Source organism: Corallococcus llansteffanensis, assembly GCF_003612055.1.
GTDB lineage: Bacteria > Myxococcota > Myxococcia > Myxococcales > Myxococcaceae > Corallococcus > Corallococcus llansteffanensis.
Window position 1 is genome coordinate 1 of the sequence record NZ_RAWB01000281.1, and the last position, 12,981, is coordinate 12,981.

At 68.9% G+C, this 12,981-nt stretch carries 11 protein-coding genes and 1 pseudogene; 4 read left to right on the top strand and 8 right to left on the bottom strand.

The window, feature by feature from the left end; genetic code table 11:
- Nucleotides 1–915: pseudogene (locus tag D7V93_RS45155) on the top strand (hypothetical protein); the annotation flags it as partial.
- A gap of 63 nt (nucleotides 916–978) precedes the next feature.
- Here D7V93_RS45155 and D7V93_RS24485 read toward each other — a convergent pair.
- The 3 genes from D7V93_RS24485 to D7V93_RS24495 are packed head-to-tail and all read right to left on the bottom strand — an operon-like array spanning nucleotide 979 to nucleotide 4,526.
- The gene (locus D7V93_RS24485; protein WP_120645707.1) at nucleotides 979–2,163 is read right to left on the bottom strand and encodes an RICIN domain-containing protein; all 1,185 of its coding nucleotides are present in this window, start codon (nucleotides 2,161–2,163) and stop codon (nucleotides 979–981) included.
- Nucleotides 2,164–2,175: 12 nt separating this feature from the next.
- A complete protein-coding gene (locus D7V93_RS47430; RefSeq protein ID WP_147451303.1) occupies nucleotides 2,176–3,846 on the bottom strand; it encodes an alpha/beta fold hydrolase in 1,671 nt (556 codons plus the stop codon).
- The gene (locus D7V93_RS24495; protein ID WP_120645709.1) at nucleotides 3,843–4,526 is read right to left on the bottom strand and encodes an FKBP-type peptidyl-prolyl cis-trans isomerase N-terminal domain-containing protein; all 684 of its coding nucleotides are present in this window, start codon (nucleotides 4,524–4,526) and stop codon (nucleotides 3,843–3,845) included. The genes D7V93_RS47430 and D7V93_RS24495 overlap by 4 nt, the downstream gene beginning before the upstream one ends.
- Nucleotides 4,527–4,739: 213 nt before the next feature.
- Here D7V93_RS24495 and D7V93_RS24500 point away from each other — a divergent pair, with 213 nt between their 5' ends.
- Nucleotides 4,740–5,867 carry a serine hydrolase domain-containing protein gene (locus tag D7V93_RS24500; RefSeq protein WP_120645710.1) on the top strand — a complete coding sequence of 376 codons (1,128 nt, stop codon included), beginning with the start codon at nucleotides 4,740–4,742 and terminating at the stop codon, nucleotides 5,865–5,867.
- Between the two features lie 24 nt (nucleotides 5,868–5,891).
- Here the strand turns inward: D7V93_RS24500 and D7V93_RS24505 are convergent, their stop codons facing one another.
- Together D7V93_RS24505 and D7V93_RS24510 are read right to left on the bottom strand one after the other, a co-directional pair.
- A complete protein-coding gene (locus D7V93_RS24505; RefSeq protein ID WP_120645711.1) occupies nucleotides 5,892–6,356 on the bottom strand; it encodes a DUF2267 domain-containing protein in 465 nt (154 codons plus the stop codon).
- A gap of 122 nt (nucleotides 6,357–6,478) precedes the next feature.
- On the bottom strand, nucleotides 6,479–7,885 hold the full coding sequence (locus D7V93_RS24510) for a serine hydrolase domain-containing protein (RefSeq protein WP_158623843.1): 1,407 nt from the start codon (nucleotides 7,883–7,885) through the stop codon (nucleotides 6,479–6,481).
- 111 nt (nucleotides 7,886–7,996) lie between these two features.
- Between D7V93_RS24510 and chrA the strand changes: the two genes are divergently transcribed.
- Both chrA and D7V93_RS24520 read left to right on the top strand, forming a co-directional pair.
- Nucleotides 7,997–9,148: a chromate efflux transporter gene (gene chrA / locus D7V93_RS24515; RefSeq protein ID WP_120645713.1), complete on the top strand. Its 1,152-nt coding sequence runs from the start codon at nucleotides 7,997–7,999 to the stop codon at nucleotides 9,146–9,148.
- Nucleotides 9,149–9,166: 18 nt separating this feature from the next.
- Complete coding sequence (locus D7V93_RS24520) at nucleotides 9,167–9,571, top strand: GFA family protein (protein ID WP_120645714.1); 405 nt, start codon at nucleotides 9,167–9,169, stop codon at nucleotides 9,569–9,571.
- A gap of 18 nt (nucleotides 9,572–9,589) precedes the next feature.
- Here the strand turns inward: D7V93_RS24520 and D7V93_RS24525 are convergent, their stop codons facing one another.
- The 3 genes from D7V93_RS24525 to D7V93_RS24535 form a co-directional block, all read right to left on the bottom strand.
- The gene (locus D7V93_RS24525) at nucleotides 9,590–10,885 is read right to left on the bottom strand and encodes a DUF4236 domain-containing protein (RefSeq protein ID WP_120645716.1); all 1,296 of its coding nucleotides are present in this window, start codon (nucleotides 10,883–10,885) and stop codon (nucleotides 9,590–9,592) included.
- A 202-nt stretch (nucleotides 10,886–11,087) separates the two neighbouring features.
- Complete coding sequence (locus D7V93_RS24530; protein WP_120645715.1) at nucleotides 11,088–11,606, bottom strand: hypothetical protein; 519 nt, start codon at nucleotides 11,604–11,606, stop codon at nucleotides 11,088–11,090.
- A 78-nt stretch (nucleotides 11,607–11,684) separates the two neighbouring features.
- Nucleotides 11,685–12,981, bottom strand: a 1,297-nt coding sequence (locus tag D7V93_RS24535; RefSeq protein ID WP_147451304.1) for an efflux RND transporter permease subunit, incomplete at its 5' end; no start/stop codon positions are given.

Sequence of the window (12,981 nt, forward strand, 5' to 3'; positions counted from 1 at the left end):
CCCCCGACGCCCATCGTGGAGAAGCCCGCCGAGACGCCGCCGCCGAAGCCGCCTCCGGCGGAGGACAAGGCCCCCGTGCGCAAGCCCGTGGCCGCGAAGCCCGTGGAGAAGCCACAGGACAAGGCCCCGGACGAAGGCGTCTCCACGCAGGCCCGCGTCGGTCGCGCGCCGCTCGTGGAGGGCGCGGTGGGCCTGAGGCTCTTCGGCAGGTCGCTGCGCTACAAGGACGACGTGTTCGGCGTGCTGCGGCCCTACACCCTGGGCCTGGACGTGGGCGGCTTCGCGCTGCCGGGCGCGCCGCAGGTGGCCGCGGACCTGACCGTCTACCCGCTCGCGCGCCTCAGTCAGGGCGCGCTGGCGCGGCTGGGGCTCACCGGCGCGATTGATCAGTCGTTCGGCTTGAAGTCCACCGGCAGCTCGGGGGCCGTGTCCTATCCGACCGTCGCGCGCGAGTGGCAGGCGGGCCTGCGCTACGTGATGCCCTTCGGGCAGGCGGAGCGCTACGGCTTCGAGGTCACCGGCACCTACGGGATGAACACCTTCCGCGTGGATCCGGTCAACGAAGAGCGGCCGTTGGACCTGCCCAACGTGGAGTACAAGACCGCGGGCCTGACGCTGGGGCTGCGGGCGGCGCTCACGGAGAAGTTCGACTTCAACTTCCGCCTGGGCTACCTGCACCCGCTGAGCGCGGGCGAGCTGTCCTCGGACACCTGGTTCCCCAACGCGTCGATGGGCGCCGTCACCGGCAGCGCCACCCTCGCGTACCGGCTCAACAGCTTCGCGGACGTGCGGCTCAAGGCGGACCTGCGCCGCTACTTCTTCAAGTTCAACCCGGAGCCCGGCGACCCCTACGTCGCCGGTGGCGCCGTGGATCAGTACCCCGGCATCACGCTTCAGCTCGGCTTCAAGTACTAGCCGAAGCGGTCCGAAGGGCCCGCCGGTCCGTGTCACGCACGGACCGGCGATGGGAACGGCGCTTCAGGGACAGGGGCTCACGGGGGACACCTTCCACATCTGCCCGGAGAAGTTGCCCGTCTTCGCGAGGATGGGCGTGGTGTTCCTGCCGTCATTGACGATGTCCAGCGACAGGGCTGCCGCCTGTGCCTGGTTCGTCAGCCAATACGCGCCATTGCCCACGGGCGTCACCTTCCACAGCTGCTCCGGGGCCGCGGCCGTGGCGACGAGCAGCGGCCGGTTGCCGGCGGTGTTCGCCAGCGACAGGCCCGTCCCCCGCCACTGGGTCGTCAGTCGCCAGGCGCCGCTGGCCTCGGGCGTCAGCTTCCACAACTGCCCCGACACCATGGCCGTCTTCGCGAGCAGCGGCGTGGTGTTGGTGCCGTCGTTGACGATGTCCAGCGACAGGCCCTCGCCCTGCCACAGCGTCGTCAGCCGGTAGTGGCACTGGACCTTGAAGGCGGAGGTCACGGGCGGCGGAGGCACCGGCTGCGTCTGCGGCACCTGCCACACCTTCTGGAGCAGCGCCTCCATGGTCGGATCCATCCGGGTGAGCTCGTCGCGGGTGAAGGGCTGGAAGTCATTGCGGCCGAAGAACGCCTCGGTCGTCTCCGCGAAGTACTCCCCCGCGCTGACCATGGCGTAGGCGCGCTCGGTGGACATGGGGAACCCGGGGCCATTGAAGCGCTGCACGGAGTCGTAGGCCTTGCTCGCGACGGCCCGGTCGAAGGCGGCCTTGATCTCCGCGGCCGAGCCCGCGAGCACCTGGTCCGCATAGGCGTGGGCCAGCTCGTGCAGCACGAACAGCGGCATCCGCTGCGATTCGGCCTCGTAGACGAGGACGTTCGTGATCTCGATGCCCAGGGCCATCGCCGGGTTGCGCCCGTTCTGGCTCAGCCAGATGGGATTGGGGTGGTACTCGGCCCTGGCCGGCGTGTTGGGATACTGCGGCGAGAGCCACAGCTTCACCTTGCGGAGCTGGGCGACAGGCCCCGCCGGGACGACCCGGACGAGCTCCTTCAACTGCGCCGTCAGGAGCACGACGGCCCTGTCCGTCGCGGCCTTGTTCGCGGCGGGCAGGCGGGTGTCGACGTTCACCGTCCAGCCCTCGATGACCTGCGGCTGGTAGGTGGGAGTGGCGGCGGACGCGATGACAGGGATTGTCGTCAGCGCCAGGAGCAGCAGGGGGAGCCATTTCGTGTCACGCATGGGGAGGTCCTCTCACAGTTCCAGGCAGTTGAGGGCGATGGGTTCGTGAAGCAGCGCCTGGCGGATGCCGCTGTAGACGGCGCCATGGGACGCCAGCCCGATGTGCTCCACGAAGATGAGCGGGCACTGCTCCTGCACCACCACGTTGCACTTCAGCGCCTGCCCCTTCGCGTTCGTGCGATCGCAGTTGTCCATGCGCCCGTTGGTGAGCCCGTCCGTGAACACGTCGAACTGCTTCAGGTTGTTGAGGTTCGTGTAGGCGATGGCGTCGTCCGGGGCCCGCTGGTTGATCTCCTCCAGGAAGGGGCCCGCGCGCAGTTGGTGGCAGATGGGCGAGTCCGTGGGCTGCCCCACGCACCCGACCAGCAGCACGGCCAGCAGGGGGTCCACGTGGGTGCCCTTGTGGGGCGTGCCCAGGCTGATGAGGTGCTCCACCAGCTTGTGGCCATGGTCGTGGACATAGGTCCGGGCCGTGATGCCTCCCTGGCTGTGTCCGATCAGGTTGACCTTCTCCGCCCCCGTCTTGAGCAGCACGTCCGCCACCCGGTACTTGAGCGCCAGCGCGCCCTCGCGGATGTCGATCAGTCCGTTGCCGGGCAGCTTGAAGAACTCGACCTGGTAGCCGTCCGCCCGGAGCCGGGCCTCCAGGAGCAAGTACAGGAACTCATCCGCCAGGGTGCCTCCCACGACGATGACCGGGTTCTTCCGGGTCGTCGGCGCGGTGACCGGCGGCGGCACGACGGCGGTGGTGATGTTGCAGCTCACCACGCTGGCCTTCGCGGTGCCGGGGTTGGAGATGAGCGGCGGATCCGCGGCCAGACAGGCCCACGAACCGTCCGCGGGCTGGGGGCCCTGCTGCACCATGAACTCGGCATGGATGGAGCCGTTGCCGGCATAGGACAGCTCGCAGCCACCGCCCAGCGCCCTCCCCGGCCCCTTCGCGATGGACTTCGGGTAGGCGCCTGAGCCCGGGGTGCCCTGGGTGAGGGTGCACTGGAGGCTCGGCTTCGGGGTGACGGTCGTGGGCGGCACCCGGCAGGCGACGAGCGACGCTTCCACCGACGCGTCCTGCGCGTGGTTCGGAGGATCCGCCGCCTGGCAGTACCAGCCCTGGCCCCCTGGCGTGGGCCGGGAGACCACCACGTTCTCCGCGTGCACGGAGCCGTTGCCGAAGTGCGAGGTGTCACAGCCGCCGGAGACGACGACGTAGCCGTCGGTGACGAGGTTCGGCGTGAGCGTGACCTCGACGGTCGGGTTGCGCAGCAGGCCCGTCTTCTTCGTGAGCGTCGTGCATTGCAGGGGCAGCGGGGCCCCGCCCGCGTCGGTGGCCTTGCAGTAGGTGACGGACGCCTTCGCCCACGCCGGGTTGGAGACGAACGCGGGATCCGCGCCCTTGCACCGCCAGCCGAACTCACCGTCCGGTGCGTTCTGAACCATCACCGCCGCGTGCAGCGATTCGAAGCCGAAGCGGGACACCTCGCACCCGCCGCCCACCCGGACGTAGCCCAGGCGCTGCTTGTCGAGCGGAACGGTCGCCACCGCCTTCGGATTCGCCATCAACCCCGAGGCGGGCACGCGCTCCTGGAACGTCTGGCAATCGAGCGCGCCCTGCGCCGCGGCCGTCGAGCCCAGCAACAGCAGCGCGGTGGCCAGTCCCGCCTGTGTCCTTGAAAGGGAGCTCACTTCGCGACCTCGCGCAGCGTGATCTCGTAGACCACCGTCGCATTCGCCGGGACCTTGCCGGGCAGCCCCTGGGCGCCATAGGCGAGCTGCGGGGGCACGGCGAAGCGGTACGTGCTACCCAGCGTCATGAGCTGGAACGCCTCCGTCCAGCCCTTGATGCCATCACTGACGCCCACGACGGCGGGCTTCCCGCGCGACGCGGAGCTGTCGAACTCCACGCCCGTGCCGCCCACCACCGTGGCCTTGTAGTCGAACACCACGCGGTTCGCGGGGCCGGGGCGCGGGCCCGTCGTGGCGGTCAGCACCTGGTACTGGAGCCCGCTCGCGGTGGTGACCACGCCCTTCTCGAACTTGTTCTTCGCGAGGAAGTCCTGGCCCGCCTTGCCGAACTTCGCCGCGTCCGCCGCGCGCTTCTTCTCGCGGTTCTGGAGCATCGACCCCTGGGCGCGGGTCCGAGCCTTGATGAGCTCCGCGCCGCTCAGGAGGGAGGGCTTTCCCTCCAGGTGGTCCCGGAGGCCCTGCACCAGCGCGGGGACGTCCAGGTCCGCCTCGGTCTGCTTGAGCGACTCCGCGACGTCCTGGCCCAGCGCATAGCTGTCCCGCTCCTTGTCCGTTCCGAGCGAAGGCGCGGTCTGCGCTGTCGCCGCCGTGAAGAGAAGGATGAAGGCAAGATGCGTCATGGGGTCTGGCTCCTGGAAGAAAGGGAGTGGCAGACCCGCGTTACTCAATTCGCGTGCCAGGGTTTGCAGCGCCTGCAGCAGGCCGCGGTGCACCGAAGGGACCGCGAACCGGGCCCCGTGACACGTCAGCCCGTCCAACGGACACGTCAGCGGATGCCGCGAAAGCTCCGCAACCGATTCGAAGCCTCCGGGTTGAAGGGGTCGGAGGTAGTCATGACGGCTGGGTTGCGCATCGGGAGTGTAGGTCTGTGCTTCATCTTGTGGGCCTGTGGGGGCGCCAGCGTGCCGGCGCCAGAAGAAGCAGGGGCCGCGGTGCTCACGGAGGCGAGCGCCTTGCTGCCGGACGCGGGCTCACCGTGGGCTCCGGTCAGCGCCATGGTGACGGCCCGGGCCGCCCAGGCGGGGGTGACGAGCATGGGCATCGCCGTCTACGACTCGCTGGACCGCAAGGTGTACGAGCAGATGGTGGGCGACTTCACGCCCGACCAACGCGTGGCGGTGGCCTCGTCCTCGAAGATGGTGTCGGGCGTGGTCCTCTTCGACGTCATCCGCCAGGGCCTGCTGACGCTGGACTCCACCACCGGCCAGGTGCTCGGGTGGACGGGGGACAAGGCCAACATCACCCTGCGCCACCTGCTGTCGTTCACGTCGGGCCTGGAGCCGTCCAACCCCTGCACGTCGCGCGTCACCTTCACCCTGGCGGAGTGTGTCGCGCAGATCGCCACCATCCCGGTGAGGGCTCCCCCCGGCACGCGCTTCGACTACGGAAGCGTGCACCTGCAAGTGGCGGCCCGCATGGCGGAGGTGGTCACCGGCCGCACCTGGAACACGCTCTTCGCGCAGACGCTGGCGACGCCGCTCGGCCTGCCGGCGGACGTGACGTACTACACGGCGCCGACGCAGATCCTGGGCACCACCAACCCGCTCGTCGCCGGAGGGCTGCGCGCCTCCATGAACGAGTACGCGAAGCTGCTCGCGCTCGTCTACCACCGGGGCCGCTACGCGGGCCTGGAGAAGGGAACGCTGGGGCTCTTCGTCGCGCAGACCCGTGAGCCCTATCCGTCCGTCATCGTGGGCAACTCGCCAATGGCGGACCTGGGCTACCCGTACCGCTACGGCCTGACGGCGTGGCTGGAGTGCACGACGCCCGCCACGGGCTGCTCCAGCATCAGCTCTCCGGGGGCCTTCGGCTGGACGCCGTGGATGGAGCGCGACGCGGGCTACTACGCCATCCTGGGCATGCAGCTGTCGGGCGCGGACGTCTCGGGAGGCGTGGTGGCGTTCTCGGTGGATCTGGAGCGGGACCTCAAGCCGCTCATCCGCACGGCGCTCGGCAACTGAGCGCCGTGCCCGCCGGTCCGCGCGTCACACGGGCCGGCGGAAGAGGTCCGCGAGGTCGGCGGGAAGCTGCGACGCCACCGCGGCCACCTCGTTCTCCGGGATGCGATCTCTCACGGCCGTGAAGACGGCGGTGACCACCCGGAAGGCCTGGTCCACCTTGATGCCCAGGTGGTCCGCCACGTCGGAGATGAACTCGTCGCGACCGATGCGCTTCGCCCGCGAGGGGCCCCGGTGCACCGAACAGGCGCCGAGGATGTCGCCGATGCCGCCCTTCAGCGAGCGGAAGAGTTTCACGTCCTCGCCGTCCGAGATCCGCCGGGCAAGCGAGCAGAACACCGCGCTCGCGGCCTGCCGGGCTTCCAGGCCCTGGCTGTGCATGACCGCGTCGCCCTGGATCTCGTCCAGGAAGGGCTGGAGCTCCAGCGACTCGGCGCGCTCCTTCACGGGAATGGCGTGGGTGTCCTGCGAGGGTTCATGGGATGAGGCCATGGAGCGACTCCGGAGGTTCGTGGGCCCGAAGGGGCCGTGTTCCGGAAGAGGCTGCGCACGGCGAGGGGCACCGGCATCGTCCGGGCCGCCCGGCGGATCCTGCCCCGGAGGGAGGGGCGTCCTCACTCCTCCTTGACGTCCACCTCCGAAATCAGTCCGGCCGCATCGAAGGTGACAAGCCATTGCTTCGTCTGGTCCCGGCCATGCACAGCGCGGTAGGTCCGCGTCCCGTGGTCCGGCGACTCACTCAGCAGGACCAGGCGGCTCAGGGGCGGCAGGCCCCCGAGCTGGAGCGACATCCACTCGTTCAGCTCCCCAACATCTTGCTTCAAGGCGCCGGTGAAGGGGCTCGCGTCGGCCCGGCCTTCCGCCAGCGAAGTCACGACCTGCTTCAGGGCCGTGGTCCGCGCGGGGAGCGCGTCGGGGATGCCGGGATCGTTCAGGAACGCGGGAGGCGTCAGGTAGAAGTTCGCCACGCCGTGCGCGAGCGTCGGAGTCAGCTTCCGCTGGTTCGTCAGCACGATGACGGCCAGCTTCTCTTCCGGGAAGTAGACGGTGTCCGACAGGGCCGGCCCGCCGCTGTGGCCGACCTCGGCGCGGCCCCGGTAGCGGCCCACGGTCCAGCCGACGGCGAAGCCTCCGGGAGTGCCATCGTTGAGCGTGGCCGGCGTCCACAAGGCCTTGCGCAGCTCGGCGTTCAGCAGCGTGTCGCCCATGAGCGCGCTCACGAACTTCGACATGTCCGTCACGCTGGAGAACAGGCCGCCCGCGGCCCGGGTGTAATGCGGGTACACGAACCAGTACTGCTGCTGGTGGTCGGTCTTCCACTGGTAGGTCGCCACGCGCCCCGGCACCACGTCGCTGGTGAGGACGATGTGCTCCGCGTCGTGGGCCGCGTTGTCGAAGCCCGTGTGGGACATGCCGAGCGGCGTGGTGATGCGGTCGCGCAGCAGCTGCGGGTACGGCGTGCCGCTGACCTTCTCCAGGATGGAGGTGAGGAGGGTGAAGTCATCCGACCCATAGGCCGCCTTCTCTCCCGGGGCCGAGGCGAGGGGGACCTTCTTCGCCGCCTCCACCGCCGCCGCGACACCGGGCATGTCGGCGTCCGGCGGGCCCGGCTTCAATCCGGACGTGTGGCTCGCCAGGTGGCGCACGGTGATCCCCTTCCACGCGGGCGGAGTGCCGTCGATGTACTGGGAGATCGGATCATCGAGGCGGAGCTTTCCCTGCCCCACCAGGTCCATCAGCAGCACCGCGGTGAACATCTTGGTGCCGGAGGCGATCTGGAACGTGGAGCGGGTCGTCGCCGGCACGTTCGCTTCCAGGTTCGCGGTGCCGTAGGCCTGGAGCTTGAGGACCTTGCCGTCGCGGATCACGGCGACGGCCGCGGCGGGGATGTGATTGCGCGCCATCTCCGCGCGCAGGTACGCATCCACCTTGTCGGTCGCGGCGGAGGCCACGGGCCCCCAGGCCAGGAGCACGAGCAGCATCCAGCGGAAGGTCACGGAGGGCAGCGTCCATCGACTCACGGGCATGCGGTTCCTCGGCACGGCGGCGGCAGCAAGCTTCTGGATACGCCCCGAACTTCCCACGATTGCGAACGGTCCCGACTGCCCTATCTTCCGGGCCGGTCATCCCCCATGAGCGGCCCCGAGCGGACATCCCTGCGTGAGCTGGCGCTGCTATTCTTCCGGCTGGGCGCGACCGCCTTCGGAGGCCCCGCCGCGCACATCGCGATGATGCGGGACGAGGTCGTCCAGCGCCGCCAGTGGCTCTCCGAGGAGCGCTTCCTCGACCTGCTCGGCGCGACGAACCTCATCCCCGGGCCGAACTCCACGGAGCTGGCCATCCACATCGGCTGGGAGCGCAGACGCTGGGCGGGTCTCCTCGTCGCGGGCGTCGCCTTCATCGTACCGGCCATGGTCCTCACCGCCGCGCTCGGCTGGGCCTACGTGAAGTACGGCACCGTGCCGGCCGCGGGCTGGCTCCTGTACGGCGTGAAGCCGGTCATCCTGGGCGTCGTGGTGCAAGCACTCTGGGGGCTCGCGCCCAAGGCCGCGAGGACGCCCTTCCTCCGCGTGCTCGGGGGGCTGGCCGCGGTCCTGGCGGCCCTGGGCGTGAACGAGCTCGCCGTGCTCTTCGGCGCGGGGGCGCTCTGCGTCGCCCTGGGGCGTGGGGTCTTCTTCCGGAAGAAGACTGACGGCTCGCTCGGGGCGTTCCTTCCGCTGCTGCCGGCGGCGATGGGCGCGCAGGCCGTGACGCTGCCGTCACTCTTCTGGGTGTTCTTCAAGACGGGCTCGGTGCTGTTCGGCAGCGGCTACGTGCTGCTCGCGTTCCTGCGCGCGGACCTGGTGCAGCGCCTGGGCTGGCTGACGGAGGCGCAGCTCATCGACGCCATCGCGGTGGGCCAGGTGACGCCGGGGCCGGTGTTCACGACGGCGACGTTCATCGGCTACGTGCTGTCCGGCCCCGGAGGAGCGCTGGTCGCGACGGTGGGCATCTTCCTCCCCGCGTTCATCTTCGTCGCGCTCAGCGGCCCGTTCGTGCCGCGGCTGCGGGCCTCGCCTGGAGCCGCCGCGTTCCTGGACGGGGTCAACGTGGCGTCGCTCGCGCTGATGGCCGTGGTGACCGCGCAGCTCGGGCGCGCGGCGCTCGTCGACGTGCCCACGGTGGTGCTGGGGCTCGTCGCGGCCGTGCTGCTGGTACGCTTCAAGCTGAACTCGACCTGGCTGGTGCTCGGAGGCGCGGCCGCCGGATGGGCGGTGCACGCGCTGGGGCTCGCGCCGGACTGATACCCACGGAGGAAGTCCATGTCCCCACGTCGTGCCTCATGCGCTTGCGGTCAGCTCCACCTGGAGTGCACGGGAGAGCCCATCCGGGTGTCGATGTGTCACTGCCTCGCGTGTCAGCAGCGGACCGGCAGCGTGTACGGGGTGCAGGCGCGGTTCAAACGCGAAGCCGTCACCGCCATCGAAGGGCGCTCCACCGAGTTCGTGCGCCGCGGGGACGAGAGCGGCGACCCCTGCACCCTGCACTTCTGCCCGGTGTGCGGCTCCACGGTCTACTGGGAGCTCGCGAAACAGCCCGACGTCATCGCGGTGGCCGTCGGGGCCTTCGCGGACCCGACGTTCCCGGCCCCTCGAATCTCCATCTACGAAGTCAGGAGCCACCCGTGGGCCCTGCCCACGGGGATTGAGCTGGAGCACTGGGACTGAAGCCCACAAAGCTTCGCGTCACCCCGTACCATCGGCCTGCCTGGACATTTCATTCACCCAGTCGGGAGGGGTGATCGCCTTTAATTCGAGGTTGTCGCGCAGATCGTATCGACACTTCGCGGCATTGAAGACCTCGATTGGATCCACCGTCGCCTCACTCCAGCGAGCAGCGGCATTTCGCTCAAAGGCGACCTCGTAGACGTACTCGTCCCGCAGGGTCCCCGTTCCCTTCTGGCGCCGCTGTGTGTACGCGGCGATATGAATGGATTGAAGGGTGGGGCCCGCCGAGAAACCTGAGCGCGCGAGCTGAAGGGCAAGGCCACTGACGAGGTTCACATAGTCGGTATTGCGCTCGTGCTTGGTCCGACGCACTTCTTTCAAGGAACCGTTCGCGAGCGCTCGCGACTTCACTTCCGGAATGACGTCCTCTATCTCCGGAAGGTCCAGCAGGACATAGGCTTGACCGCGGTCCACAATCTCTACACGGGCCTGCGTTTCGAACGGGGAGTCGAGGCTTTCAAGGCAGGTAGAAACAGCCTCCTCGATGGCGTCCACGTCGCCATTGACGACGCGTCTCAGGCTCTCGACCCGCATCCGTTCTCGTTCGGGCCATGCCGCATACTCTTTGCAAGCAGTGTTGTACGCCCACTGCACGGTCCGCCAGTGGTCGGGCCACCGCTCTTCGCAACGCTGGGCAATGATTCGCTTCGTCTCCCGCATCCATGTGGACGTCAGGATGACGACGATGCCTACCCCGGCGAGCATCCCTATGAAGCTGGATGCTTCCCCGAACAGGTTGCGGGAGTGGTTGTCCACAGTCCTGAAGACAAAGTAGAAAATCACCCCGACGATGAGCCACCGCACCCCCGCCCCTTTGCTGCGCTCTCGTCGAACAGATGAATCCGTCTCGATGCGCAACTGTTGGCGCTCGTGAGCCTCGTCTGGCGGCAATGGAGCGGGCCCTTCGAAGGGTCTCTCACTGAGCGCTGCACTGTATTCGGCGTCAGCGGGGATGGTCGGCATCTCGCGCCAACAATTCACGAGGGCGACATTGTCCTGCTCTTCCTTGAGGGCATGGTGCTCGGCATGAGCTCGAAGCATCTCGCGTTCTGCCCTCCGCTGCTGCGCCTCAATCTGGCGAACGGACCGCCCCGTCGTATTTCGAGCGCGGGAGCTTCCCGATGTACGCATGCCCTTGGATGAGAGGTTGAGTCTGGCGCCCTTCACCCCCACGCTCAGCGACGATTGCCGGAGGCCCACGTTGAGGCGCACACCTGGCATGAGCTTCACGCTTCGACGAAACCGGAACCCCATGCTCGCGGACCCCCTGAATGCCACCACCGACGGGCGTTGACATCACGACTGGGATTCACGCACTCCGTGGCGCCAGATCGCAATCCCCCAAAAAGGTGAGTCGGCCGGGAGCCAGAAATGGGTCCCGGCAAGCTCACTCTCCAGGGGGATTGCCCTTCCGCTCAAAACTGCATCACTGCGCTTCATGCAGCCGGGACGCCTCTCACCGGGGCCGGGTGATGAGCTCCCGGCGCCCGATGGGACTGATGCCCTGTGCGAGCAGCTTGCGCGCCGCGAGGACGGACACGCAGTCGTCCGTGCTGTGGATGTCGCCATAGAACGTCAGCAGCGTGGCCGGCTCCACCACGCGGACATCCTCCACCTGCACGGAAGGCACGTGCCGGACGAACACGTCCAGGATGACCTTCGCCCCCTCGAGGTATTTCGCGTACCGGTAGAAATTCGTGGACGTCGCATCGAAGCGGGTCCAGATGCGCGCGAAGCCCCGGACACCGAGCAGTTGGACCAGATCCGCGAAGCGCTCGGGAGTGACGAAGAGGTCCACGTCCTTATGGTCGTGGTCGATCTTCAGCTCCTCATGCGGCGGAGCCATGAAGTGCCAGGCCCAACCGCCAGACAGCGTGACGAGCGGCGCCAGGATGCGCAGCTCCGCTTCCGCGAGGCGGAGGCGCGCTGCGTTCCAGGGCTCATTGGCCCGCTGTGGATTTCTTGGGTCTCCCATCGCGCGTCCTCCGGTTGGCGCCGAAGGACGCGGCTTTCATGGGAGCCTGACGCGGCCGCGAAGGAATCGCGGCCCACCCTACCCCTCCGTCACCGGCCGGGACGCGTCATGCGCCTGGGGCGTCTCGTCGCCGCCCTTGCCCCTGCGCAGCCGGTTGCCCAGCCGCGTCTTGAGCCGGTCCGCCACGACGTAGAAGGCGGGCACGACGAGCAGGCTGAGCACCGTGGACACCGACAGGCCGCCCAGCACCGCGATGGACATGGGCGCGCGCGTCTCGCTGCCGGCGCCCAGGGCGAGCGCCGCGGGCACCGCCGACATCATCGTCGCCGTGGACGTCATCAGGATGGGCCGCAGGCGCACCGGGCCCGCGCGCAGCATGGCCTGCATCGCGTCCAGCCCCAGCTCGCGCTGCTGGAGCGCGTAGTCCACCAGGATGATGGAGTTCTTCTTCACGATGCCCATCAAGAGCAGCAGGCCGATCATGCTGAAGATGTTCAGCGTGTTGCCCGTGGCCAGCAGCGCGAACGATGCGCCCGCGACGGACAGCGGCAGGATGGTCAGCACCGTCACCGGGTGCAGGAACGAATTGAACTGCGCGCCCAGCACCATGTACGCGACGGCGATGCCCATGAAGAGCGCGAAGATGAGGCTGCTCTGCGAGTCGCGGAACGCCACGCTCGCGCCGCCCGCCACCACGCGGATGCCCCCGGGCAGGTTCTTGCCCAGCTGCTCCACCGTGGCCAGCGCCTCCTCCTGGTTGGAGCCCGGCGCCACGTTGGCGAACAGGCTGATGGCCCGCTCCCGGTCGCGCCGGGTGATGGCCTGCAACGCGGGCAGCTCCTGCTGCGTCACCAGCGACGACAGCGGCACCAGCGTGTTGTTCGCCGTGCGGACCTTCAACAGCGACAGGTCCTCCGGCCGCGACCGCTGATCCGCCAGCAGCCGCATCCGCACGTCGATGCGCCGCCCGCCGCTGCTGTACTTGCCCACGCGCACGCCGCCCACCAGCGCGTTGACCGTGGAGGCCACCGCCTGGATGGGCACGCCCACGTCCGCCGCGCGCGCCCGGTCCGGGGTGATGCGCAGCTCCGGCTGGCCCAGCTGGTAGTCCGTGTCCAGGTCCACCACCTTGCCGGAGGCCTGGAGCTGATCCTTCAGCGACTGGCTCGCCTCCACCAGCTTGTCCCAGTCCGACCCACGCACGCTGAACTCCACCGGGAAGCCGCGCTGCGCGGTGAAGCCCGCCTGCGACAGGTCCTGCACCACCGCGCGCAGGCCCGGGTAGCTGTTCAGCTCCTTGCGGATGACCTGCGCGAACTCCGCCTGGGACATGCGCTGATCCTGCGGCACCAGCGTCAGGTTCATGTTGCCGGAG